The sequence below is a fragment of the Microbacterium jejuense genome (assembly GCF_039544225.1).
Taxonomy (GTDB): Bacteria; Actinomycetota; Actinomycetes; order Actinomycetales; family Microbacteriaceae; genus Microbacterium; species Microbacterium jejuense.
In genome coordinates this window covers 252,499-276,533 of the sequence record NZ_BAABLG010000005.1, presented here as the reverse complement: position 1 = coordinate 276,533, position 24,035 = coordinate 252,499, and the positions used below count along the sequence as shown (strand labels likewise).

The 24,035-nt window shown below is 72.2% G+C and carries 13 protein-coding genes; 1 reads left to right on the top strand and 12 read right to left on the bottom strand.

All coding sequences use genetic code 11. From position 1 onward, the window contains the following. Window positions 1-119: 119 nt before the first annotated feature. The 11 genes from ABEA46_RS10910 to ABEA46_RS10860 all read right to left on the bottom strand — a co-directional run bounded on the left by ABEA46_RS10910 (window position 120) and on the right by ABEA46_RS10860 (window position 22,105). Window positions 120-845, bottom strand: a complete 726-nt coding sequence (locus ABEA46_RS10910; protein WP_345544572.1) for a hypothetical protein — start codon at window positions 843-845, stop codon at window positions 120-122. Between the two features lie 8 nt (window positions 846-853). Further along, the gene (locus tag ABEA46_RS10905; RefSeq protein ID WP_345544571.1) at window positions 854-2,488 is read right to left on the bottom strand and encodes a serine/threonine-protein kinase; all 1,635 of its coding nucleotides are present in this window, start codon (window positions 2,486-2,488) and stop codon (window positions 854-856) included. Between the two features lie 17 nt (window positions 2,489-2,505). Further along, window positions 2,506-3,876, bottom strand: a complete 1,371-nt coding sequence (locus tag ABEA46_RS10900; RefSeq protein ID WP_345544570.1) for an FHA domain-containing protein — start codon at window positions 3,874-3,876, stop codon at window positions 2,506-2,508. After that, entirely contained in the window at window positions 3,876-4,739 is an 864-nt protein-coding gene (locus tag ABEA46_RS10895) for a PP2C family protein-serine/threonine phosphatase (protein WP_345544569.1), read from the bottom strand. Before ABEA46_RS10895 ends, ABEA46_RS10900 begins: the two co-directional genes overlap by 1 nt. Further along, window positions 4,739-6,289, bottom strand: a complete 1,551-nt coding sequence (locus ABEA46_RS10890) for an RDD family protein (protein ID WP_345544568.1) — start codon at window positions 6,287-6,289, stop codon at window positions 4,739-4,741. The genes ABEA46_RS10895 and ABEA46_RS10890 overlap by 1 nt, the downstream gene beginning before the upstream one ends. Continuing rightward, window positions 6,286-8,682 carry a transglutaminase-like domain-containing protein gene (locus ABEA46_RS10885; protein WP_345544567.1) on the bottom strand — a complete coding sequence of 799 codons (2,397 nt, stop codon included), beginning with the start codon at window positions 8,680-8,682 and terminating at the stop codon, window positions 6,286-6,288. The genes ABEA46_RS10890 and ABEA46_RS10885 overlap by 4 nt, the downstream gene beginning before the upstream one ends. Further along, complete coding sequence (locus ABEA46_RS10880) at window positions 8,679-9,941, bottom strand: DUF58 domain-containing protein (protein WP_345544566.1); 1,263 nt, start codon at window positions 9,939-9,941, stop codon at window positions 8,679-8,681. The genes ABEA46_RS10885 and ABEA46_RS10880 overlap by 4 nt, the downstream gene beginning before the upstream one ends. After that, the gene (locus ABEA46_RS10875; protein ID WP_345544565.1) at window positions 9,941-10,912 is read right to left on the bottom strand and encodes an AAA family ATPase; all 972 of its coding nucleotides are present in this window, start codon (window positions 10,910-10,912) and stop codon (window positions 9,941-9,943) included. Before ABEA46_RS10875 ends, ABEA46_RS10880 begins: the two co-directional genes overlap by 1 nt. A 55-nt stretch (window positions 10,913-10,967) precedes the next feature. Then, window positions 10,968-17,033 (bottom strand): Ig-like domain-containing protein, encoded by a 6,066-nt coding sequence (locus ABEA46_RS10870; RefSeq protein ID WP_345544564.1) that lies wholly within the window; start codon window positions 17,031-17,033, stop codon window positions 10,968-10,970. A gap of 219 nt (window positions 17,034-17,252) precedes the next feature. Further along, on the bottom strand, window positions 17,253-19,640 hold the full coding sequence (locus ABEA46_RS10865; RefSeq protein WP_345544563.1) for an ATP-binding cassette domain-containing protein: 2,388 nt from the start codon (window positions 19,638-19,640) through the stop codon (window positions 17,253-17,255). Between the two features lie 236 nt (window positions 19,641-19,876). After that, window positions 19,877-22,105 (bottom strand): LLM class flavin-dependent oxidoreductase, encoded by a 2,229-nt coding sequence (locus tag ABEA46_RS10860; RefSeq protein WP_345544562.1) that lies wholly within the window; start codon window positions 22,103-22,105, stop codon window positions 19,877-19,879. A gap of 95 nt (window positions 22,106-22,200) precedes the next feature. On the opposite strand from ABEA46_RS10860, the gene ABEA46_RS10855 reads away from it, so the two are divergent. Next, a complete protein-coding gene (locus ABEA46_RS10855; protein ID WP_345544561.1) occupies window positions 22,201-23,049 on the top strand; it encodes a glycosyltransferase family 2 protein in 849 nt (282 codons plus the stop codon). Here ABEA46_RS10855 and ABEA46_RS10850 read toward each other — a convergent pair. Further along, window positions 23,036-24,013, bottom strand: coding sequence for an alpha/beta fold hydrolase (locus ABEA46_RS10850; protein WP_345544560.1), 978 nt, complete (start codon window positions 24,011-24,013; stop codon window positions 23,036-23,038). The two genes, ABEA46_RS10855 and ABEA46_RS10850, sit on opposite strands and share 14 nt — an antisense overlap. Window positions 24,014-24,035 lie beyond the last annotated feature (22 nt).

The following is a 24,035-nucleotide window of genomic DNA, read 5'->3' as shown; positions in this document are numbered from 1 at the left end:
GTGAGACGCTCTCGGCAACTGGGCACGGCGCGTATTCCGCGAGCGTTGCCGGCTCCGATGAGCGGCTTGCGGCGTGTCGACGCGCTCCGCTCGCTCAACGACCGAGGGGGCGCCGGGTCTCAGTCGTCGGCGAGGCCCACGGCGTTGTCGTGCTCGAGGTCGAGCAGCGGCAGGTCGTCGCGCGTGACCATGCGCGCGGCGATCGCGTGCTCGACCAGCCGCACGCGGCGGTTGGTCGCATAGGAGCGCACCCCGCCCCGCAGGCCCGGGACCCCGGCGCGGTCGAGCTTGTCGCAGACGTTGTCGAGCTTGCGGTTGAAGCGGGTGAGGGTCCAGCCGAGGCGTTCGGCGGCCTGCACCGATGTCGGCAGCTCGCTCATGCCGGTGCCCTCGCGACGCAGCACCGGTTCGGCGAGGGCGAGGATCATGACCCGCTGGCTGTGCGTGAGGGGCACGTCGCCGATCGTGCTCAGCCCGTCATCGTCGTCGGCGAACGGCGGCTGCGTCTCGCGGAACGTCGGCTCGGCGGCGTGGATGGTCAGCTCGTACGTCGTGGGCCCGGCGCTGAAGATGACAGTCGTGGCGGCGAACACGAGCGGCAGCCGCGCGCCCGGCGCGAGCCACGCCTGGACGCGGCCCCCGGTGTCGGTGACGGTCGCCGACAGGCGCGTGCCGACGTTCGACAGCAGCCAGAGCCCCTCGACGTTGCGGATCGTCAAGAAGTTGCGGTGGAGGAAGAGGTTGTCGTCGATCGCGAGGTCGCCCTCGCGGCCCACGGTGAACACCTCGTCGGGCGCCACCGCGAACTCCTCGCCGGCGAACTCGACGCTCAGCTGATCCGACACCGGGCCGCTCACTTCGCGCACCCCCGGGTCGGCTGGTCGTTGTCCTGGGAAGTGCCGTTCTTGCGCACGAGCAGAACATCGATACAGGTGTCGCCGGACACGGACGCCGCCACCGTGATCTTCGGTTCATCGACGTTCTGTGTCTCGGTCTCGGCATCCGCGAGGGAGACGACCTCGACCAGGTAGTGGTCGCCGTCCTTCGGATCGGGATTCGTCCATGTGAACCGAACCTTGTCCCCGGTCACCTTTCCCTCGACGTCGGTCACCGGCGCGACGACGGTCGAGACGACGTCCTGCGGCTTCCCCGTCGCCGCGGTCTCCGCCGGCGCCGGCGTCCCGTTCAGCATCCCGGGAAGCGACACCCCGACGATGATCGCGACGACCACGAGCGCAGCCGCGCCGAGCCCGATCCACAGTCCGGTCCGGCGGCGCGGGGGCGCGGCATCCACCTCCGCCTCCGCCGTCGGCACAGCGCTGGTGGCCACCGGGAGCGGCACCGGCGCCCGCATGACCGTCTCATCGAGCGAGACCGGTGCTGCCACTGGCGCCCCGCCGCGAGTCGTGTCGGCGTACGCGGTCGGCGCGACGCGCATCACCGTCGCCTCGTCGACCGGGTCGAACACCGGCGGCGTCTGTGCCGTGGAACTCGGCGCGAAGCGGGGCGCGACCGGCGTCGTGGCCGCCGAGGGACGGGTCATGCCGGCGGCGGGGGTCGTCTCGGGGTCGATGCTGACGACGCCGCGCACACGGGTGAGGCCGTCGTCCTCGTCGTCCTCGATGTCGTCGGGCAGCTGGTCGTCGAGGATGTCGATCGGCGTGACCGAGTGCGACAGCTCGATCTGCACGGTCTGCAGCGCGCGGGCGAAGGCCAGCGCGCTCTCATACCGGTCGGCCGAGGACTTCGCCATCGCGCGCTCGAGCACGCGCTGCAGCGAGACCGGAGCATCGGCGCGGCCGAGCGGCGGCAGCGGCAGCGTCTCGATGCGCGAGATGAGCTCGGCGGCGTTGTTGCGCTGCCCGGGCAGCTCGAACGGCGAGCGGCCGGCGAGCAGCGTGTAGACGGTGGCGCCGAGCGCGTAGACGTCCGAGCGAGGATCGCTGCGCGGCACGTCGGCGAACGACTCGGGCGGCGACCACGGGATCGACAGACCCGCCGACTCCGCTGCGGCGGTCGTCGTCGAGGCGATGCCGAAGTCGGTGAGCGCCGGCCGGTTGTATTCGGTGACGAGGATGTTGGCCGGCTTGATGTCGCGGTGCAGCACACCGGCGCGGTGCGCGGTCTCGACGGCTGCGGCGACCTGCACGCCGACGCGCAGCGACTCCGCGACCGAGAACGGCTCGCGCCGGTACCGCACCTGCAGGTTGGGCCGCGGGCAGTACTCCATCACCAGGTACGGGCGCCCGTCGCGCGCGACGCCCGCCTGGTAGATCGTCACGATCGCGGGATGCGTCGACAGCATCGCCATGACGTTGGCCTCGGCGGCGAACTCCAGGGCCGAGTCGCTCGACATGCGGTCGGTGAGCAGCACCTTGACGGCCACGCGGCGCTTGGGCAGCGCCTGCTCGTACAGGTACACGTCGGCGAAGCCGCCCGAGCCGAGCAGGTCGACGTAGGTGAAGCCCGGAAGGTCGGGCGGTGCCATGGGCGCGCGTTTGGCCATCACGACACCCCTTCGATCGCGACGGTGATGCCGTCGCCGAGGTCGAGCACGTCGCCGCGGATCACGACCGTCGCCTCGCCGGGGTGCAGCCGCACCGGGTCGGAGCCGGCGCGCAGCAGGGTCGTGCCGTTCGTGGTGCGCAGGTCGGTCGCGACGATGCTCTCGCCCTCGACGCGCAGCTCTACGTGGCTGCGCGAGATGTCCTGCTGCGGGCTGTCGACCGCCACCAGGTGCGGCAGGTCGGTGCCGCTCACGCGGGTGGACCGCGGCCGGCGGCCGATCACGACGGTGCGGTCGAGCAGGACCACCTGGCCGCTCGAGACGCGGATGCGCCCCGGCGCCGGCGGACGCGGCGGGGCGAGCGGCGGCGGCGTGGTCGTGGTGGATGCCGCACCTGCCGCACCGGCGGCACCTGCCCGCATCGCACGGACCTGTGCGAGCGAGATCGTCGCACCGTCGTGATCGCCGGCGGGCGCGGGAGCGACCGTTCCGCCCGTCTCGCCGCGGATCACGGTGGCTGCGATCGCAGGATCCTCGACCGGTGCTGCCACCGGCTCGCGCGCGGGCGGGCGCGGCTGCGACAGTGCGGAATCGGTCGGCACCAGCGTCTCGTCGCCGGCGAGGTTGTGCACCGCGCTCGAATCGATGAGCCCGGCCGTCGACGGCGCCGGGTCCACGATCGGGATCTCGGCGGTGACGGGCGAGGGCGCCTTCTCCGGCTCGACGGTCGGCTCCTGCGCGTCTTCCGGCGCCACAGTCGCGCTGACCGACTGCGCTGCAGCATCGCCGATCGGCTCCGCTGTCAGGTTCTGCGGCTCGGCGCCGCGCCGCGCCGCGGTTCGTGACTGCGGAGCAGGATCGGGGACGGACCCGGGAGGAGCGGATGCGGCGGCGGGCGTCGCCACCGGGCCTGTCCCGGCGGGGGCGGCTGCGGCATCCCACACGATCTTCGACGCGAGCACGACGGCATCCGCGACGGGGAGCTCGGCCGGACCGGACGCATCAGCGGCGTCGCCTGGCTGCAGCGCCACGCGCACGACGCCGGGGATGACGCGCTCGGTCCAGGTCGTGACACCCGCGCCCGAGATGCGCTCGGACGCGCCGCCCTCGACGTCGAATGCGAAGTCGCCGCGCACCGCCAGGCGCACGGCGTCGCCCTCGACCAGCGCGACAGCGAACGAAGGGATCGCCGTCAGCGACGTGCCGTAGGCCCCGGTCAGGGCCTCGATCACGCCGCCCAGCCCGCGCCCGTCGGCGACGACCGTCCGCACGCGGCCGAGCAGCGCGGCGGACGCGCCGGGCTCGAGCGCCGCGAACCCGCGCGGGGTCACCGCGACGGGCGTCGTGCCGGGGGCGTACAGCGTCGGCATCAGGATCCTCCAGAGAAGGCCGCCCGGGGGAGGGTGTCGGCGTCGATGTCGAAGTCGGCCTCGACGGCGGCCATGGGCGCACCTACCGGAACCGTATCGCGATCGCCTGATCGCGCGTTCCGGCTGCGCACCGCGAGCGCGTCGACGACGAGGGCCGTGATGTTGTCTCGGCCGCCTCGCAGCATGGCCTCGTGCACGAGCCTGGTCGCCGCCGCCTGCGGGTCGGTCTCGGCCAGCAGGATGCCGTGGATCGCGTCCTGCTCCAGCTCGCCCGACAGCCCGTCGGAGCACACCAGGATGCGGTCGCCCTCTTCGGCCGGGATCAGCCAGTAGTCCGCCTCGGAGTCGCTCCCGGCGCCGATCGCGCGCGTGATGACGTTGCGGCGCGAGTCGGTGTGCGCCTGGTGGGCGTCGAGTTCGCCGGCATCCACCAGCTCCTGCACGAAGGAATGGTCGACGCTCACCTGCTCGAAGACGCCGTCGCTCAGGCGGTACGTGCGCGAGTCGCCGAGGTTGACGGCGAGCCAGTAGCCGTCGCCGTCGACATCGGCGACGACGACGCCCGCGAGCGTCGTGCCCGCGCCCGCTCCCCCGCCCGGGGGAAGCTCGGCCACTCGCCGGCGGGCGATCGTGAGCGCCTGGTGCACGTCGGCCTGCGAGAGGCTCTCACGGCCGGCCAGCTGCTGGAACACCTCGACGACTGTCGCACTCGCGATCTCGCCGGCGTTGTGCCCGCCCATGCCGTCGGCGACGAGGAACAGCGGCGCCTGCGCAAGGTAGGAGTCCTCGTTGATGCGGCGGCGCAGCCCAGGGTCGGTCGCGGCGCCGAACGCCACCGCGATCGGGACGGAGAGGCCGGCCATCATGCCGCACCCACCGTCACGGCACGGTCGCCGAACTCGAGGCGGTCGCCGGCGCGCAGCGTCGTGCGCACACCGGCCGCGAGCGGGATGCGACCGCCGTCGCGTACCAGGACAGTGCCGTTGGTCGAGTGCCGGTCGGCGATCCAGGCCGCGGCGGGGTCGCCGCCGAGCTCGAAGTGCGTCTTCGACAGCGACAGCGTCTCATCGCGCACCGCGATCGTGACCGCGCCCTCCTCGGCGGCGGGGTTGCGGCCGTACAGCGTGCGGCCGTACACGGCCATGCGCGTGCCGTCGTCCCACGTCAGCACGGCGATCACCGGGGCGTCGGGGTACAGCGCCGCGCGCTGGGCGGGCGGCGCGACGGCCAGGCGGGTCTCGTCGATGTCGTCGCCGGCGAGGGCGAGGGATGCCGCACCCCCCGCGGCCCCGGGCGACACCGCCGCAGGGGCCATGGCCGGGGCGGGCGCAGGAGTCACGACGGGCGCGAGGACCGGGTGCGCCGCCGGAGCGGGAGCCGGCGCAGGAGGGGCGTACGCCGCCGGAGCCGGCGCCGGGTGCGCCGCGCGAGCGGGAGCCGGTGCGGATGCCGGAGCCACGAGCGCGGCGAGCGCACCCAGCGGCTCGGTGGTCGTGGCCTCGGGGAACGGGACAGTCATCTCAGGAAACCCGGCGGGGGGCCTGGCGACGGCCGTGCCGTGCGCGCCGGGCGTGGCGGGTGCGCCGGTGCCGTGCCACGGCACCTCGGCGATCACGCCGGCCGGCTGCGAGGCGTACACGGCGGCGGGAGGGGTGACCCCGGCGGTACGGCTGACGCTGGGAGCCTGCCGCGCGGGCGCCGCCGACGGGCGCAGTTCGGTGGCGCCGGCCAGGTCGTCCTCGACGATCGAGTACCCGGCCGGGGGCGCGGGCACCGGCGGCACCGGGGGTGCGGCGACCGGGGCGGCGACCGGAGCAGGGCGGGGAACGGGTGCGGTGCCGGGCGCCGGCATCACCGTCGTGGCCGCGGTAGGCATCCCGACGTAGGGGTTCCCGGCCGCGGCGCGCGCGGCAGGGCTCGCGTACGCCGCCGGGGACGCGGCATCCCTCGCCCCGGCGTCGACGACGACAGCCCTGGCAGCGAGGTCGTGCCAGCCCTGACGGCGACCGCTCTGGTCGAACAGCGGCGAGAAGTAGCCCACGACGATCGATCCCGCGAGGCCGAAGACGACGTTGCGCCACAGCGCGCGGCCGAAGCCGATGGCGCCGCCGGTCGTCGCGTCCTGCAGGCGCACCCGCAGCGCCCGCTGGCCGATCGAGCCGCGACCGCCCTGCATCGCCGTGTAGACCAGCATCCACGCCAGCATCAGCAGCGCGACAGCGAGGTACGCGAGCAGCGCGACCGCCGCCAGCGCGGTGGGCTGCATGCTCTGCGCCGCGCCGAGGACGACACCGGCCGTGATGCCGACGAGCACGCCGCCGATCGCGTAGGCGATCGCGAGGTCGATCGCGTACGCCCCCACCCGGCGTCCGGGGGATGCCGCGGCCGGGGCTCCTGGCGGGCTGCTTGTCATTCGTTCTCCTGTGCGGGGGGATCGGCGCGTACGGGCGCGCGCCGGGCGTCGGGGACGCTGCGCGACGGCAGCGCGAAGCGGGTGCCTTCGAGGAGCGTACGCAGGCTCAGGCGCGCACGCAGGCGTCGCCACACCGAGCGCTTGCGGGCCATGCCGCCGACCAGCTCGTCGACCTCGGTCCAGAACGCGTCGATGTCGGCGGGCGTGGGCTCGGCCGGACCGAACACCTCGGAGTCGGCGCGGTGTGCGAGCGTCGCCACGCGCGGCTCGGCGAAGGCCGTCGTGAGCACGCCGGCGTCCTCTTGCCGCGTGGCGCCCGGACGCACCGGGGCGCCCAGATCGGAGGCGCGGTCGACCAGTTCGTCCCAGCCGCCGCTGATGCGGTCGGCGGCGCGCTCTGCCTGGCGCCGGCGCCGGCGACGCGTCGCCTTGAGCAGGCCGATCACGATGAACGGCGCGAGCAGCACGGCGAGCACGCCCAGCGCGCCCGTGCCGATCGACACGATCAGCCACAGCATGCCGGCGTCGAAGCCGTCGTCGTCGTCGGAGCCGCGGTCGTCGGCCACCGTCGGGGGCAGGTCGACCGGCTCCTGCGGCGGGGGCGGCGGCTGCAGCACCTGCGGTTTGGGGTCGGCCTTCGGCTTCGTGGTCTGGTCGCTCGGGACCTGGTCCTCGGGGGGCGTCGGATCGAACGACACCCATCCGGCCTCGTCGAAGGCCACCTCGACCCACGCGTGCAGGTTGTCGCCGTTGGCCGCGAAGGTGCCCGAGCCGGCCTCGTCCTCGTCGGGGTAGAACCCCATGACGACGCGCGCCGGGATGCCCAGCTCGCGCGCCATCAGCGCCATCGCGACGGCGTACTGCTCGTCGTCGCCGACCATCTGCTTCGAGCCGAGCAGTGTCGAGATGCGCTCCGCACCGTGCCCCGCGCGCGACAGCGGCTGGTTCTTCAGACCGTGGCTGAAGAACCCGTCCTCCGAGAGGAACTGCTGGAGCGCACGCACCTGCTCGATGGGAGTGGATGCCTCGGCCACCGCGGTCGACGCGACATCGGCGAGGCTCTTCGGCACGCCATCCTGCTTCGGCAGCGTCACCGGTGCGAACTTCTGCTCGGCGAGCTGCTCGTCGCTCCAGGTCCGGGGGATCACGCTGTCGAGCGTGTACGCGTCGCCCTTGCCGAGACCCGCCGTCACGACACCCGTCTCGGTGTACTCGTTGTAGTGGGCCGAGCGGCGCAGCTCATCGGCGTCGGCGCCGGCGAACGTGATGCTGCGGACGGCGCCGGCGTCCGGCATCCACACGCTCTCGAGCGAGCCGATCTCGACCCGCACCTTCGCCTCGGCGCCCTTCGCGTCGGCCGACATGTTCGTGCGCACCTGCGAGAACGCGCCCGAGGACCCGAGGCCCTGGTCGGAGACGTTGTAGACCATGCCGTTGTACTCGTCCATGGTCGCCAGGCGCACGCGGGCGTCCTTCGGAAGGCCCTTGACGGTGAACAGCGTGTCGTCGGAGTGGTCTCGCACGTACGCGCGGAACGACTGCAGCGGGCTGGCGAACTCACGGATGTCGAACGGCGGGATCACGACGTCGCGCAGCACGTAGCGGGGCGAGGCCGGCGCGGCGAACGCGCTCGTCGTGACGCCCACGGCGCCGGCGAGCACGATGACACCGGCGCCCATCATGATGCGGCGCGTGGTCGCGGTGCGGGATGCCGCCCCCTCACCCACCGAGACGGCCGCGGCCTGCGGCCGCCAGGCCTGGCGCACGGCGATCCACACGACGGCGACGAGGCCGAACACGACGCCCTGCACGACCGGGACGAACGGCTGCGAGGTGCCGAGCGCGATCTCGGCGGCGAGGAACCCGCCGGCGGGGATCAGCGCCCACGCGGCGTTGCGCAGCCGCAGCGCGAACGACGTCGCGAGCACGGCGGCGACCAGCGCGAGCAGGAACGGGACGATCATGTGGCCGTCGTCGGCGGCGACCGGCGCGACAGTCGTCAGCAGCTGCTTGAACGACATCACGGCGCCGAGGGCCAGCAGGCCCAGCGTCCGGACGGTGGGCACGACGCCCGCGACGGTGGTGGCCGGCAGCGCGAGCGCGCCGCCGAAGAGGAAGTAGACGACCACTGTCGCACCGGCCAGCGCCAGGACGCCCCAGCGGTAGCGGCGGCCGAGGACGGCGAGTCCCATGCCGAGCGCGAGCCCGCCGAGCGCCGCGACGAGGTAGCGGGGCCCGTCGAACGTGGGCCAGAAGCCGATGATCGGGATCAGCAGCAGGACGCCGACGGCGACGAGGTCGAGGATCCAGCGGCGGGTCGACAGCGGCTCGACGACGGTGCGACGGGGCGCCGAGGCCTTCGCCGCGGCGGCCGTGGTCGCGGGGGCGGTCATGCGAGCACCTTCCGCAGCGCGAGCGGCAGCTGCTCGAGCGCGCCCACCGTGATGACGTCGGCCTCGCCGATGCGGCGCAGCGCGGGAGCCGTGCCCGCGGGAGCGACCACGACGGCGAGCACACGGGCGCCGAACGGCAGGCGGCTGCACGCGGTGCGCAGCTCGGCCGGGTCGACCCTGCTGCCGCACACCAGCACGACGACGCTCGCGAGAGCCAGTGTCGCGGCGACCGAGCCGGCGAGCTCGACGATGCCGCCGGCGCGGGCGCGCGAGTGCTCCAGGCCCGACAGGGCGTCGAGGAACTGCTTGCCGGTCGCCGCGGGGAGCGCGCGCTCCTGCACGCGCACCTCGACGCGCTGCGAGTCGCGCAGGGCGCGCAGCCCGAGGGAGCCCGCAGCCGAGATCGCGAGCTCGAACTCGTCGGCGTCGCGGTAGTCGGCGGGGCTCGTCGACAGGCCGATCACGAAGTGCGAGCGGCGCGTCTCTTCGTACTGGCGGACCATGATGTGCCCCGTGCGGGCCGTCGACTTCCAGTGCACGTGGCGCAGGTCGTCGCCGGCCTGATACTCGCGCAGCGCGTGGAACGACACGTCGTCCGGCGACAGGTCGGTCGCCGGCAGACCCTCCAGGTCGCGCAGGAAGCCGAGCGACTGCCCGTCGAACAGCACGGTGCGGGGGTGCACGAACAGGTCGACCGGCTCGTCGCGGCGATGCACGCGCTCGAAGAGGCCGAGCGGGTCGCCGCGGACGACGCTGACCGGACCGACCTTGACGACCGCGCGGCGCGAGGTCGGGATGGCGAACAGCTCTTCGGCGGACTCCCCCGCCGCAAGCCGCTGCACGTCGAAGACGCCGCGGCCGTTGCCGACGGGCAGCAGCACGCGCGACGGCAGGATCGCGCGGGTGCCGGTGTTCGACAGCGTCAGTGCGCCGACCGCACGCTCCCCCACGACGACGCGCGTCCGGTTGAGGTCGAGCGCCACGTCGTAGGCGGTGCGACCGATCAGGAACAGCAGGCACAGCAGCAGCACGGCGGTGATGACGACCGCCGTCACAGTGAGCTCCCACCAGCCGAGCGACTGCCCGGCGGTCCACAGCACGAGGGCGGCGCCGATCAGCACCCAGGCGGCGGGGCGCACGACCCCGAGCATGCGGCCGAGCACGCGACCGGCGGCGCGCAGGACGGTCAGCGCCTGCCGGCCGTTCCCCGCGCGGCGGTCCTGTGCCGCGGCGTGCGTCCCGAGTGCCTCTGTCGCCATCAGGCCGCGGACCTCGCCTGCGGGGCCGCGACGGACTCGAGCACACGGCCCACGACGATCTCGGCCGACGTGCCGCCGAACTCGGCCTCGGGGTCGAGCACGAGGCGGTGCGTCCACACCGGGCCGGCCAGCGCCTTGACGTCGTCGGGCAGCACGAAGTGGCGGCCCTGCGCGGCGGCGAACACCTTCGCGATGCGGACCATGGCGAGCGAGCCGCGCACCGAGACGCCCACGCGCGTCGCCTTGTCGTCGCGCGTGGCCTCGGCCAGCTGCGCCGTATAGCGCAGCACCGCCGGGTCGACGTGCACCGTGGCGGCGAGGTCGGCCATGTCGGCGACGGCGCCGGTGGTGATGATGGCCGGCAGGTGCGCCGACGGGTTGCGGTCGGCCGCGCCGGCGAGGATGCGCTCGGCGACAGCCAGGTCGGGGTAGCCGATCGACGTCTTGACGAGGAAGCGGTCGAGCTGCGCCTCGGGCAGCTTGTACGTGCCCGCCTGCTCGATCGGGTTCTGCGTCGCGATCACCAGGAACGGGCGGCCGACCTCGTGCGCCACGCCGTCGACGGTGACCCGCGACTCCTCCATGACCTCCAGCAGCGCCGACTGCGTCTTCGGCGAGGCGCGGTTGATCTCGTCTGCCAGCACGATCGAGGCGAACACCGGACCGCGGTGGAACTCGAAGCGGCGCGAGGTCTGGTCGTAGATCGTGACGCCCGTCACATCGGACGGCAGCAGGTCGGGCGTGAACTGGATGCGCGTGCTGGTGCCCTGCACCGTCGCGGCGAGCGCCTTGGCCAGGCTCGTCTTTCCGGTGCCGGGCGCGTCCTCCAGCAGCACGTGGCCCTCGGCGAGCATCGCCGACAGCACCAGCGCCACCACTTCGCGCTTGCCCATGAGGGCCTGGTCGACGTTGTCGACCAGTCGCGCGAAGGTGCCCTGGAACCAGGCCGCCTGTTCAGGGGTCATCGTCATCTGAGTCTCGTTCTCTCGTTGCGTGTCGTGTCGTATGTGAGGGGGATGGATGCCGCTACCACGTGATCGTGGAGGCGTCGCCCCAGCCCTCGATGGTCACCCAAGCCTTTTCGCCCGCGTCGCCGAAGTAGCAGCTGAGCCGCGAGCTGCCGGTCCCGCTGCCCGACACCTTCAGGGTGCCGGAGCCCCACGAGCCGCCGTACGGGCCCGTGGCGTTGCAGTGCAGCGAGTACGTACCGGCAGGGAAGTCGGTGACGCTGACCGTCATGTACGCACAGTCCGAACTGCCGCAGCCCGGCTGTCCTTGCGCGTCGCCGGCGCGGCCGGTCGTCGCCACCGGCTTGGGCTTGGCGACAGTGGTCGCCGAGTCCGTCGCGACCGCCGACACCTGGCCCTCGGTGTCGTAGGCGCGCACCTGGATGGTGCCGGTGTGCGAGTAGCCGTAGTCGACGGTGCGGCTGCCTTCGCGGCCGACGTTCTCCCACCCGTTGCCGATGTTGATCTGCATGACCTTGATGGTTCGGCCGTTGTCGGCCGGGGCCGACCACGAGTACACGATGCTCTGGCCGCTCTGGGCCGCCTTCGCACCGGGGGTCTTCACCGGACCGTATGGGACCGCGCCGTTCGAGGCCGCCGACGGCTCACCGGTGTACCGCACGCCGTCCATCGACGTGAAGGCGCGCACCTGGATCGTGTACGTCGTGCCGTTGTTCAGACCGCCGATCGTCTTGTTGCCCGGCATCGAGGTCCACGCGCCGCCGCTCAGCGAGTACTCGTACCCGATTTCGGTCGAAGCCGCGCCGTTGCCCGGCGCGTCGCCGTACGCGACGACCACCGCGCTGTTGCCGTCCGGGGTCGTCAGGCTCACGCCCGTCGGCACGCCCGGCGTCCCGAACGCGCGCCGCGCCGCCGAGGCGTCGCTCCAGTCGCCCCAGCCCGCCTTGTTCTGCGCGCGGACCTTGAACGAGTAGTCAGTCGTCGAGTTCGGCACGTTGATCGCCTGACGGGTCGCGCTTGCGCTCACATCGATCGTGTTCTTGACCGCGCCGCCCTGCAGCACCTGCACCTGATAGGCCGAGATCGCGGCGCCGTTGGTCACCGGCGGGCTCCACACGACCTCGAGCTGCGACTGGTCGCCCACCGGAGAGAGACGGTTCGTCGAAGGGGCAGCGGGCGGCTCGGGCGCCTTCGCGGGCACCTCGCCCAATGACCACGGGCTCCAGCTCGACGGCTCGGGCGCGAGGTTCACCGCCTGCACCTGCACCTGGTACGAGATGCCGTTCTCCAGGCCGGTCCACACCATCGAGTTGCCGGTCACGCCCTTCTTGAGCGAGACGCCCGACGGCGGCGCCGGCGAGATCTGCAGGTTGAACGACTGCACCGGCGAGCCCGGCGTCGGCGGCGTCACCCACGTGACGGTCAGGCTCGAGTCGCCGAAGGCCAGCGTCGGGGCCTGCGGTGTGTCGGGGCGGGCGTCCGGGCGCGCCTCGGCCGACGGCGCCGACGGGTCGGAGTCGCCGACGCGGTTCGTCGCCACCACCGTGAAGTTGTACTTCACGTTGTTGGTCAGGCCGTTCAGCGTGCACGTCGTCGACGAGCACTTCTTGCTGTAGTCGCCCTTGACCGAGCTCACGGTGTACCCGGTGATCTCGGCGCCGTTGTCGGCGGGCGGCGTCCACGACAGCACGACGGTGCGGTCCTGGACGCTCGACACCGTCGGCGTGCCGGGAACGGCGGGGCGTCCCTGCACCGTCAGCCGGATCCGGCCCTCGACTTCGCGGTCGGCGTCGGTCGTGGCATCCTGCACGCGATAGCGGACGACCATGGTGCCGAAGAAGTCGGCGTCCGGAGTCACCTCGACCTTGTCGCCGACCACCTTGGCGTCGCCCTTGCCGGTGTCGACCTGCGCGGCCGTGACCTTGAGCGCCTTGCCGTCCTGCTCGAACGGGTTGAAGTCGTTGTCGAGCACGGCGACCGCCTGGGTCTTGCCCTGGTGCGCCTCGTCGATCACGTCGTCGTTCGCCGTCGGGAGGGGGCGCGTGGATGCCGTCACCGTGACGTTGACCGTGCCGTCGATGGGGTCGGTGTGCCCATCCGAGATCCTCAGCTTGATGGTCGCCGCGGTGCCCTTCTTGGTGTCGGCCTCGGCGCTGACGTGCAGCGAGCCGCTGTCGATGGACGCCGTCATGCCGTCGGGCGAGCCGCCGACGATCTCGTACTTCATGCTCGCCAGGTCCTCCGGATCGGGATCCGTGGTGAGCGAGGTCAGGTCGAGCGCAGTCGCCTCTTCGCCGGGTGCGACCGACATCGCGCCGTTCGCGAACGTCGGCGGCTGGTTGTCGGGCGGCAGCACCGTGATCGGCAGCGTCAGCGTCGCCTTGCGCCCCTGCGGGTCGTCGGGCCCGGTCCCGTCGGTCACCTCGAAGGTGATGGCGTCGTCGCCGAAGTAGCGGTCGGCCGACGTGTACACCAGCGTCTTCTCATCCTTGACGAGACCGGCGCCGTCGGTGTGCACGGCCGAGACCTTCGCCGCCTCGGTGAGGATCACGGCGCCGCCGTCTGCGGCACGCACGTGGTCGGCGAGGGGGATCTCGACGGTCTCGCCGCTCTTGACCTCGATCGGCGCGGTCGTGGTCAGGGTAGGCGGCAGCGCGACGAGGCCCGGCACGTGGATGAACGCGGACGCGGTGTTGCCGTCGGCGTCGGTCAGCGTGTACTGGATGAGCTGCGACGCGTCGGTCAGCGTGATGCGCACCTTGCCGTCCTTGACCACGCGGGCCGAGGCGCCCTGTACGGTCACCGTCAGCGCGTCGACCGTACCGTCGGGGTCTTCGTCGTTGGCGAGCACCTCGACATCGGTCGACCCCTCCTCGTCGACATCGGTCGCGCGGACGTAGTCGTCGCGGGCCACCGGCGGAAGCAGCGGCACGTCCTCGGCGACCGTCACCTGCAGCACCGCCGTGGCCTTGGCGCCGCGGACGTCCTTGATGGAGTACTGCAGTGAGGTCTCGAGCGGCTTGTCGGGCGCGGTGACGAGCACGCGGTCGCCCTGCACCTTGGCCGTGAAACCGGGGATGTCGGGCTTCACGAGGCCGTTCGAGATCAGTCCGAAGCGATCGCCGTCCGGGTCGGAGTCGTTGGCGAGCACCGGCACGGCGACCGTGCGGCCGGGGCGCATCACGACGGAGTCCTTGACCGCGTACGGCGCCTGGTTGGCGGCCTCGGGCGGCGCGATGCCGACGCTGATCGTCGCGGTGGCCTCGGCGCCCAGCCGGTCGCGCACACGGTACGTGAACCCGTCGACGCCCGAGGTGTCGTCGAACGCCTCGTACATCAGGTAGTCCGAGCCGGTCTCGACGATGCGGCCCTTCTTGGGCGGCGAGTCGATCCCGACGAGCTCGACCGAGTCCCCGTCCGCATCGATGCCGTCCAGCGGCACCGCGATGCGCACACGACTGCCCGTCAGCACCCGCGAGGTCAGATCACGGGGCTTGGGTGCGGCATTGCTCTCGGCATCCACCGGCACGACCTGGATCGTGATGTAGCCGGCGTCCTTCTGCCCGGTGCTGTCGACGACCTCGTACGTGACGTAGGCCGTGCCCGGCTCGTCCGACGCGCGGAAGCGCACCGTGTCCTGCGACACGAAGGCCTCGCCGTCCTCGGGCTGCGGCAGCGGCTCGACCAGGTCGGGGGCGACGTGGATCGTGTCGCCGTTGGGGTGGTAGTCGTTCTCGAGCACCGGGATCGTCACGACGTCGCCGGCGCGCACCACGGCCTGGTCGTCGTTCGCCACCGGCGGGCGCAGCTGCGACGGCGCGGGCACCGGGATCACGATCACGTCGGCCTTGGCCTGCTTCGACCCGTTCGAGATGCGGTACGTGATGCGCACCTGCTCGGTCAGCGCGCCCTGATCGGTGATGCGCAGCGTCTCGTGGTTGAGCACCGCGACGCCGATGCCCGAGTTGGGCTCGGCCGTGACCGACTGCACGACCAGGATGCCGCCGTTGGGGTCGCTGTCGTTCTGCAGCACGTCGACCAGCACCTCGCCGCCCGAGGGCAGCAGCGCGATGTCGCGGACGGCCACCGGTGCGAGGTTCTTGTCGTCGTCGTCGATGACGTCGACCCGGACGAGACCCTCCACCGGATCGACGCCCGCCGCCACCAGGTACTGCACGTAGTACGTGCCGGGCGTCTCGGAGCGGAAGGTGAAGGTCTTGTTGGGGTAGTCCGGCGTGATCGTGGCGCCGTCGACGTCGTCGACGCGGGCCAGGCGCAGCGGCTCGCGGGTCGAGCTGACGTCGTTGACGAGCGGCGACACCGTCGCGGTCTTGCCCACCCGCACCACGACGTAGTCCGCATTGGTCACGGGCACGGTCGAGCCGATCGGCTTGACGTCGAACCGCACCGCCCCGGCGGCGTCGTCGGTGCCGTCCGACACGACGATGGCCACGTCCTTGCGGCCCTGCGTGCCGCCCACGGCACGGAAGGTCACGCGACCGTCCGACGTGAAGTCGGCCTCGTCGCCGTCCTCCGCGTTCGCCGACTTGAGGAACACGTCGTCGCCGTCGGGGTCGTACCAGTCGGGCAGCACGTTGTAGGTGACGGTGCCGCCGGCCTCGACGGCGACCGTCGTCACGCGCTTGGACTTGGGGGGCTGGTTCTCGTCCCAGCCGTGCACGGCGAGCGTGACGGTGGCGGAGTCCTTGCCGCCGCGGCCGTCGGTGACCTCGTAGGTGAAGCTGGTGGTTCCGGTGGCGTCCTTGGGCACCGCGATCTGCAGGGCCCGCCCGTTGTCGACCTGCTGGATGTCGCCGAACGCGGGGCCGTCGCCGGTCACCCGCGCCGTCAGGATGTCGCCGTCGGGGTCGTTGTCGTTGTCGAGCACGGCCAGCATCGTGGTGCGCCCGGGCCGCACGCCGAAGTCGTCGTCCACCGCGGTCGGCGGCGTGTTGACGCCGGAGCGCTTGGGGAGCGTCGTCTCGGTGGTGTCCTCGGTGGTCTGTTCGTCCTCGGTCGAATCGCCCTCGGGAGGGGTGAGATCGTCCCAGTTGTCGACGCGCTGAAGGCTGTCGGAGGCCATCCACGTCGCGCCGCTGACCACGTCGTTGAGCACGATGACGTCGCGGTTGACGCGAAACGTCAGCACCGACGACGACTTGACGCCCTCGACGTCCGCCGCAAGATCGTCGGCCTCGCCGGCGCAGTCGCGGAGGAACCGGCCCGAGCCGCTCCACACGGCGTACGTGCAGCCGTCGAGGTACACGGGAGCCGCCGGAGCGCCGTCGCCGCCCGCCTTCTGCGTCGTCGGCTTCGAGCCGTCGAACGGGACCCGCACGACGGCGGAACCGGATGCCACCGCCACGGCGTCGCTCGCCGCGGACGGCTGCTGCAGCACCGTCGCGTCGCTCACCGTCGTCTGCGTGCCGCCGGCGAACACGGTGCCGCTGTCGGCGTCGAGCACCACCGGCTGATCGCCGACGACGGTGATCGAGGCCTTCGCATCCTTCTTGAGCCCGTCCAGGCCCCGGTGCTCCGGGTCACCGGGCTCGCCCTCGGCGTCGGTGCGGACGACCACGATCTCGCCTTTCGTGGGCGAGACGCCGTAGACGGTGCCGTCGAGGCCGACCGCGACGTCGGCGCCCTTGCCGAGCTTGGCGACCGGGTCAGCGCCCTTGATCTTGAGCGACCCGCCGGCGGGGGCGACCCACAGGTCGCCCTTCGCGGGGTCGAGCACGGCGACGGTGGTCGCGCCCAGCGCCACCTCGGCCGAGCCGGGGAGGTCGGTCGGCTCGGTCAGCGCCACGTTCGCGGGGTCGACGGTCGAGACCGTCGAGTTCTCGGCATCCACCATCAGCACCGTCGCGCCGGACTGCAGGATGTCGTAGTCCTGGCTGGGCGTGCGCAGCCCGCCGTCCAGCACCTCGGACTCGTGGTTGAAGTGCCCGACGAGCAGGCTCGACTGCTTGGTCACCCAGACGCCGCCGTCGTGCAGATCGACCTCCGTGGTGGGAAGGCCGTCATAGACGAACGCGAGCGTCGTGATGGCGACAGCGGCCGCGCTCACGACGCCGGCGGATGCGAGCGTGCGCGGGCGCGCGCGCAACCACGCGAAAGACCTCATAGACTTCCGACTCCTGGAGTAGTCGTGTGTCCGGTCGTGCACGGTGGGGACCTGACGTGGGGGATCAGGACGCGCACGAAGACGGGGGATCCGGTCCAGAATAACGCGTCGACCTGGGAACCTGTCATCCCGCCATGGGGACAATCACCCATCCCCCGGCACCCCGCCGGCGCCGCGGGCAACCGCTCGCCCGAGTCTCGGGACCCGGGCCGCGCGGACTCAGGACGCGGCCGCCGAGCCCGCCGAAGCGCCGACGTATTCACGCAGATGCTTCGCCGTCAGGGTGTCGGCATCCGCGATCAGGTCGGCCGGCGTGCCCTCGAAGACGATCGTCCCTCCGTCGTGCCCGGCGCCCGGCCCGATGTCGATGATCCAGTCGGCATGCGCCATGACGGCCTGGTGATGCTCAATCACGATCACACTGTTGCCGGCGTCGACGAGGCGGTCCAGCATCCCCAGCATGTTCTCGACGTCGGCCAGGTGGAGGCCGGTGGTGGGCTCGTCGAGCACGTAGACCGCGCCCTTCTTGGCCATCGAGATCGCGAGCTTGAGGCGCTGCCGCTCGCCGCCCGACAGCGTGTTGAGCGCCTGCCCGAGCGTCAGGTAGCCCAGTCCCACGTCGATCATGCGGACGAGCGTCGTGTGGGCGGGGCCCTTCGTGAAGAAGGCGGATGCCTCACCCGCCGACATCGCGAGCACCTCGGCGATGTTCTTGCCGTCGAGCGTGTACTCCAGCACCTCGTCGCTGAACCCCGAGCCCTCGCACAGCTCGCACAGCGTCTCGACGCTCTGGGTGAAGCCGAGGTTCGTGATGATGACGCCGAGGCCGCGGCACGCGGGGCACGCCCCTTCGGAGTTGGCGCTGAAGAGCGCGGGCTTGACGCCGTTGGCCTTCGCGAACGCCGACCGGATCGTGTCGAGGATGCCGGTGTACGTGGCCGGGCTGGAACGGCGGTTGCCCTTGATCGGCGACTGGTCGACGACCACGACGTCGTCGAAGCCGGGCACGTTGCCGTGGATGAGCGAGGACTTGCCGGAGCCTGCGACGCCCGTGACCACGGTCAGGATGCCCAGCGGCACGTCGACGTCGACCTTCTTGAGGTTGTGCTGCGTCGCGCCGCGGATCTCGAGTGCGCCCTTCGCGGCCCGGGTCGACTCCTTGAGCCGGGCGCGGTCGTCGAGGTGGCGGCCGGTCAGGGTGCCCGAGGTGCGCAGGCCCGCGACGTCGCCCTCGTACTGCACCTCGCCGCCGGCACGGCCGGCGCCGGGCCCGAGGTCGACGATGTGGTCGGCGATCTCGATGACCTCGGGCTTGTGCTCGACGACGAGCACGGTGTTGCCCTTGTCGCGCAGCTGCTCGAGCAGGTCGTTCATCCGCTGGATGTCATGCGGGTGCAGCCCCGCCGTCGGCTCGTCGAAGACGTACGTGATGTCGGTGAGCGCGGAGCCGAGGTGGCGGATCATCTTGGTGCGCTGCGCCTCGCCGCCCGACAGCGTGCCCGACGCGCGGTCCAGCGACAGGTACCCGAGTCCGACCTCGACGAACGAGGCGATCGTCTGTCGCAGGCCGACCATGAGCGGCGCCACCGCAGGGTCGTCCACCGTGTCGAGCCAGGCCGCGAGGTCGGAGATCTGCATGGCCGCGGCATCCGCGATGCTCGTCCCGTTGATCTTGGACGACCGTGCGCCCTCGTTCAGCCGCGTGCCACCGCAGTCGGGGCACGCCATGAACTTCACGGCGCGGTCGACGAACGCGCGGATGTGCGGCTGCAGCGCCTCGCGATCCTTCTGGAGCATCGACTTCGTGATCTTGGGCACGAGCCCCTCGTAGGTCATGTTGATGTTCTGGATCTTGACCTTGGTCGGCTCCTTGTAGAGGAAGTCGGCCAGCTCCTGCTCGGTGTAGTCCTGGATGGGCTTGGCGGGGTCCATGAACCCCGACTCGGTGAAGCCGCGCACCATCCAGCCTTCCGCGTTGTACCCGGGCACCTGGATCGCCCCGTCGGCGAGGGACCTGGTCTTGTCGTACAGCTCGTCGAGGTCGATGTCGCTCACCTCGCCGAGACCCTCGCAGCGCGAGCACATGCCGCCGGTGATCTCGAACGAGCGGCGTTCCTTGATCTTCTTGCCGCCCTTCTCGAGCGTGACGGCGCCCGCCCCCGACACCGAGGGGATGTTGAACGAGAAGGCCTGCGGCGAGCCGACGTGGGGCTGCCCGATCCGGCTGAACAGCAGCCGCAGCATGGCGTGCGCGTCGGTGGCGGTGCCGACGGTCGAGCGCGCGTTGGAGCCCATGCGCTCCTGGTCGACGATGATCGCCGGGCTGACGTTCTCGAGCGCGTCGACATCGGGCCGGTTGAGCTGCCCCATGAACTGCTGCACGAACGTCGGGTAGGTCTCGTTGATGAGCCGCTGCGACTCGTTCGCGATCGTGGCGAACACGAGCGAGGACTTGCCCGAACCGCTCACGCCGGTGAAGACGCTCAGCCGGCGCTTGGGGATGTCGACCGAGACGTCCTTGAGGTTGTTCTCACGGGCGCCGACGACACGGATGACCTCGTGGGAGTCGGCGATGTGGGTCTCGGCGCTGCGGGGATCGGATGCCATGCGCACAAGTCTGCCCGGCATCCCGGACATCCCGCTTCCTCATTCCTGCTCGATGCGCAGTCCCGGTCGTTGAGCGAGCGAAGCGAGACGAAACGTCGCGAGCCGCCGATCGGACCCGGCCGCCCTCGCGACGGTTGCGCCGCGCCTCGCTCTCGAGAGCGGCTCGCCGCGTTTCGTCTCGCTCGTACCTCGCTCGCTCAACGACCGGGGAACGCATGCCGCAGCCGACCGGACACTCAGGCCGGGTCGACCGCGAAGTTGTCGCGGAACACCGCATCGGGGTCGTAGGCGGCCTTCACCCCGCGCAGGCGCCGCAGCGTCGCGGGCGGGAAGGCCTCGGCGATGCGCTCGGGGCGGTCGGACGACTCGAAGCTCAGGTACATCCCCTGCGTGTGCGCGGCGAGCGAGCGCCACGCCGCGTCGAGGCGATCAGGGTTGCCGCCGAGCGCGGCGACCGAGAAGTTCGCCGACCGGTGCGCGTACGCCGTCGCGTCCTCGGCCACGTCCGCGACCGCCCCGCCGACCGCCCGCAGCTGGAAGAACGGGACGGCGCCGGTGCGCAGCATCCCGTCCACCGCTTCGGCGAACGCGGGCGTCACGTGCTCGACGAGGGCCGAGCGCGAGTGCGGTTCACCGGCGCCGTGCTGCGGACCGAGGTCGGCGTTGGCCATGACCTGCGCGTACGTGGTCAGCTGCACCTGCTGCTGCACGAGCGGCGCGAGCTCTGCGAACGGCTGCAGGCGCGCGATGATCGTGTCGGGGTCGTCCGAGTCGACGAGTCCGTAGAGCTGCATGATCTGCGGCTGCCCCGGGCGCGGGGCGCCGGTGAGCAGGAACATCGTGAGGTCGCGCGGCGACGACTCGACGATGCGACCGTAGCCCGCCAGGAACGCGGGCACGTCGTCGACCTGGAACGCCAGCTGCGCGTGGCCGAGCTGCCCGACCTCGTCGACCTCGAACTCGAACGCCGTCACGATGCCGACGTTGGCGCCCGCACCGCGGATCGCCCAGAACAGGTCAGGGTGAGAAGCGGCGTCGGCCCGCACGATCGAGCCGTCGGCGAGCACCACCTCGGCGGCGCGCAGGTGGTCGATGGTCAGGCCGTGCTCGCGCGAGAGCAGGCCGATGCCACCGGCGGTCGCGAGTCCCCCGACACCGACCCCGCCGTAGTCGCCGGACGACAGCGCCCAGCCGTGCTCGCCGAGCGCGGCGGCGACCTGGGTCCAGCGGGCGCCCGGGCCGATGCGCACGAGCCGGCGGTCGACGTCGAGCACCTCGATGGCGTTGAGCAGCCGCAGGTCGATGACGATGCCGCCGTCGTTGGTGCTGCGGCCGCTGATGCCGTGGCCGCCGCTGCGCACCGAGAGCGGTATCGCGGGATGCCGGCGGGCGAACCCGACAGCCTCGCCGACCTGTGCGGCGGTGGCCGGCTGCAGCACGATTCCCGGGGCGCCGCCGCGCATGTAGGTGGATCGCACGTCGCCGTAGTCGAAGTCGCCCGGCTCGATGGCGCGGAGTCCGGCGGGCACATCGTCGTAGGCGATGCCGTCGCGGCGGGCCGCGAGCGCCGTCGACGAGCGCACCGGAGCGGCCGATACGTCCTGCGCCGATCGCTCGGCGGCGACGAGCTCGCGCACTGCGGGCGCGACCTCTTCGCCGTAGAACTGCAGCAGGTTCGGGTCGTCGCCGGCCAGGATGAACGTGCCGATGCCGTCCTCCAGCGCGAGCTGCGCGAGCCGCTCGGCGAACTCGTGGGGGTCGGCGGCGAGCTGCCCGATGTTGAGCAGGCGGCGGATCTCGCGCGGGTCGCGCCCGGCGCCGGCGGCCGCCTCGTCGATCGCCGCGTTGCCGCGGCCGAGGTCGCCGGGCTTCATGTACCCGAGCGAGGGCAGCCAGCCGTCGCCCTTGCGGCCGGCGAGCGCCAGCATGCGCGGCTTGTACGCGCCGATGAGGATCGGCACCTCGTGCGCGGGGCGCGGACCACGCTTGGCGCCGTGCACGCGGTGGAAGCGGCCGTCGGTGAAGACGCCGCCGCGCTCGTCGGTGCGCCACAGCTCACGGATCACGTCGATGGCCTCGCCGAGGGCGGTGACGGACTGCCCCGCGGTCAGGCGCCCGCCGCCCATCGCCTCGATGGCGTCCCAGAACCCGCCGGCGCCGAGACCCAGCTCGAAGCGGCCGCCAGAGAGCAGGTCGAGGCTCGCCGCCGACCGCGCCACGACCGCCGGCGGTCGCAGCGGCACGTTGAGCACGTTGGGGGCGATGCGGATCGTGTCGGTGCGGGCCGCGACGAACGACATGAGGGTCCAGGTGTCGAGGAACGCGGGCTGGTACGGGTGGTCCTGGAAGGTGACGAGATCGAGACCGGATGCCTCCGCCACCTGCGACAGCAGGACCGGCGCATCGGGGGCCGCCGCCGAGGGGGTGATGAACGCGCCGAATTCGATCGCGTGTCCGTAGTCCATGTAGAGCCTCCGCGGACGCCAACCGCCGGCATCCACTGTTCATTCCATCGCATGCTTCTCCCTCGCGCCGCCCGGCATGCGTAGGCTGACGACCGATGGCCACTCTCAGCGTCGTGATCCCGTCGCTGAACGACGCCGAGATGCTGCGCCACTGCCTCGCCGCACTGGCTGCGCAGACCCGCGCGCCCGACGAGATCATCGTCGTCGACAACGGTTCGGACGACGACACCGCCGAGGTCGCGCGCGCCGCCGGAGCGCGGGTCGTGCTCGAGCCGGTGCGAGGAGTGCTGCGCGCGACCGCCGCCGGCTTCGACGCCGCGACGGGAGACGTCGTGGGCCGGCTGGACGCCGACTCGCGCCCTGCCGCGGACTGGGCCGCACGCATCGACCGGCGCTTCAGCGCCGACCCGACTCTGACCGCGCTGACCGGCACCGGCACGTTCTACGGCGGGAGCCGGTTCTGGCACTTCGTCGGGCACTACGTGTACCTCGGCGGGTATCTGTTCGTATTCCGCGCGGTCATCGGGCACATCCCGCTGTTCGGGTCGAACCTCGCGATGCGCAGCGACGCCTGGCGCGGCATCCGTTCCCGCGTGCACATCGACGACCCGCACGCGCACGACGACCTCGACATCAGCCTGGTGCTCGGGTTCGACGCGGGGATCGACTTCGACCCCCGCCTGCGCGTGCAGGTGTCTGCCCGGCCCTTCGAGAGCTGGGCGGGATTCGGCCGGCGGGCGTCGTGGGCGTTCCACATCGTGGGGGTGAACCTGCGCGAGCTCAGCTGGCCGCACCGCGTGATCGGGTGCGCCCGGGGCCGGCGCGATCGGCGCCGGCGGCAGCGCGAGCTCGGGCTGCGGCATCCACATCGCCCCGGACCGCTGCGCAGACGCGCACGACGCGCCACCGCCGAGGAGTCTTCGCGGCCCGTCAACCCCGCATGAGCTCGAGCATCGCCTCGGTGAGCTGGTGGGGCGCCGTCTCGCACGGGCTGTGACCGGTCGGCAGCACGAGCAGCCGCGCGCCAAGGCGTTCGGCGAACGCGCGGTGCGCCGAAGTGCGCCACACGTCGCCCGTCCCGGTCGCGACGAGGATCGGGATGCCGGCGGCCCGCAGTTCACTCGACAGCTCCGGCGTGCGCTGCATGAGGCCCATGATGTCGCCCACGCTCGACGCCCGGGTGAGCTCGAAGCGCGCCGTCACGAACACGGCGCGCTCGCGCGGTGCACGGTGAACGTTGTGCCGCAGCGCCGCGATGAACGGCCGCCCCAGCGCACGGCCGGGGACGATATAGCTGAAGGGCCCGAGCACCTTGAAGCCGCGCAGCGCACGGCCCGGCAGCGGGGGCGCCGACAGCAGCGTCAGGCTCGCGAACAGGTCGGGACGACGGGATGCCACCACCTCGGCGACCGTGCCCGCGAACGAGTAGCCGAGCACATGCGACGGCCGGGTGCCGGCATCGAGCACGGCGAGCAGATCGTCGACGAAGAGCTGCTGCGTGTACCGCCGCTGCGGCGGGTCGAGGTTCTCGGGGCCGGCTGCCGCGGACTCGTACTGCCCCGCCAGGTCGAACGACTCGACGCGGAACCCCGCCGCCGCGAACAGCGGCATCATGAGCGTGAAGTCCTCTTTCGACCCCGTCATGCCCGGCACCAGCACGACGCGCGGACCCTCCGCCGGCCCGAGCGTGACGCGGGCGAGCCGCCCGCTCGGCGCGTCCACGGCATCACGGACCGCCCCCGGCGGCAGCACGCTCCAGTCGATCGGGAGCAGCACGGCATCCCGCGCCGCCGCGCGCGCCATGCGCTCCGCGGGGAGGGATGCGGGTGCGTCGGTGTCGCGCGGTACGGGTTCGCCGCCGCGCGCCACGGGCGCGTCCGCCCCTGCGTCGTCGGGAAGCACCGCCACGACGGCATCCTAGGACCGGGTC

What these genes read in the sequence shown, in the direction of transcription:
- ABEA46_RS10905 (WP_345544571.1), bottom strand. Translation starts at nt 2,488, where the DNA reads ATGGCACCGCCCGACCTTCCGGGCTTCACCTACGTCGACCTGCTCGGC.
- ABEA46_RS10900 (WP_345544570.1), bottom strand. Translation starts at nt 3,876, where the DNA reads ATGCCGACGCTGTACGCCCCCGGCACGACGCCCGTCGCGGTGACCCCG.
- ABEA46_RS10895 (WP_345544569.1), bottom strand. Translation starts at nt 4,739, where the DNA reads ATGGCCGGCCTCTCCGTCCCGATCGCGGTGGCGTTCGGCGCCGCGACC.
- ABEA46_RS10890 (WP_345544568.1), bottom strand. Translation starts at nt 6,289, where the DNA reads ATGACAAGCAGCCCGCCAGGAGCCCCGGCCGCGGCATCCCCCGGACGC.
- ABEA46_RS10885 (WP_345544567.1), bottom strand. Translation starts at nt 8,682, where the DNA reads ATGACCGCCCCCGCGACCACGGCCGCCGCGGCGAAGGCCTCGGCGCCC.
- ABEA46_RS10880 (WP_345544566.1), bottom strand. Translation starts at nt 9,941, where the DNA reads ATGGCGACAGAGGCACTCGGGACGCACGCCGCGGCACAGGACCGCCGC.
- ABEA46_RS10875 (WP_345544565.1), bottom strand. Translation starts at nt 10,912, where the DNA reads ATGACGATGACCCCTGAACAGGCGGCCTGGTTCCAGGGCACCTTCGCG.
- ABEA46_RS10870 (WP_345544564.1), bottom strand. Translation starts at nt 17,033, where the DNA reads ATGAGGTCTTTCGCGTGGTTGCGCGCGCGCCCGCGCACGCTCGCATCC.
- ABEA46_RS10865 (WP_345544563.1), bottom strand. Translation starts at nt 19,640, where the DNA reads ATGGCATCCGATCCCCGCAGCGCCGAGACCCACATCGCCGACTCCCAC.
- ABEA46_RS10860 (WP_345544562.1), bottom strand. Translation starts at nt 22,105, where the DNA reads ATGGACTACGGACACGCGATCGAATTCGGCGCGTTCATCACCCCCTCG.
- ABEA46_RS10855 (WP_345544561.1), top strand. Translation starts at nt 22,201, where the DNA reads ATGGCCACTCTCAGCGTCGTGATCCCGTCGCTGAACGACGCCGAGATG.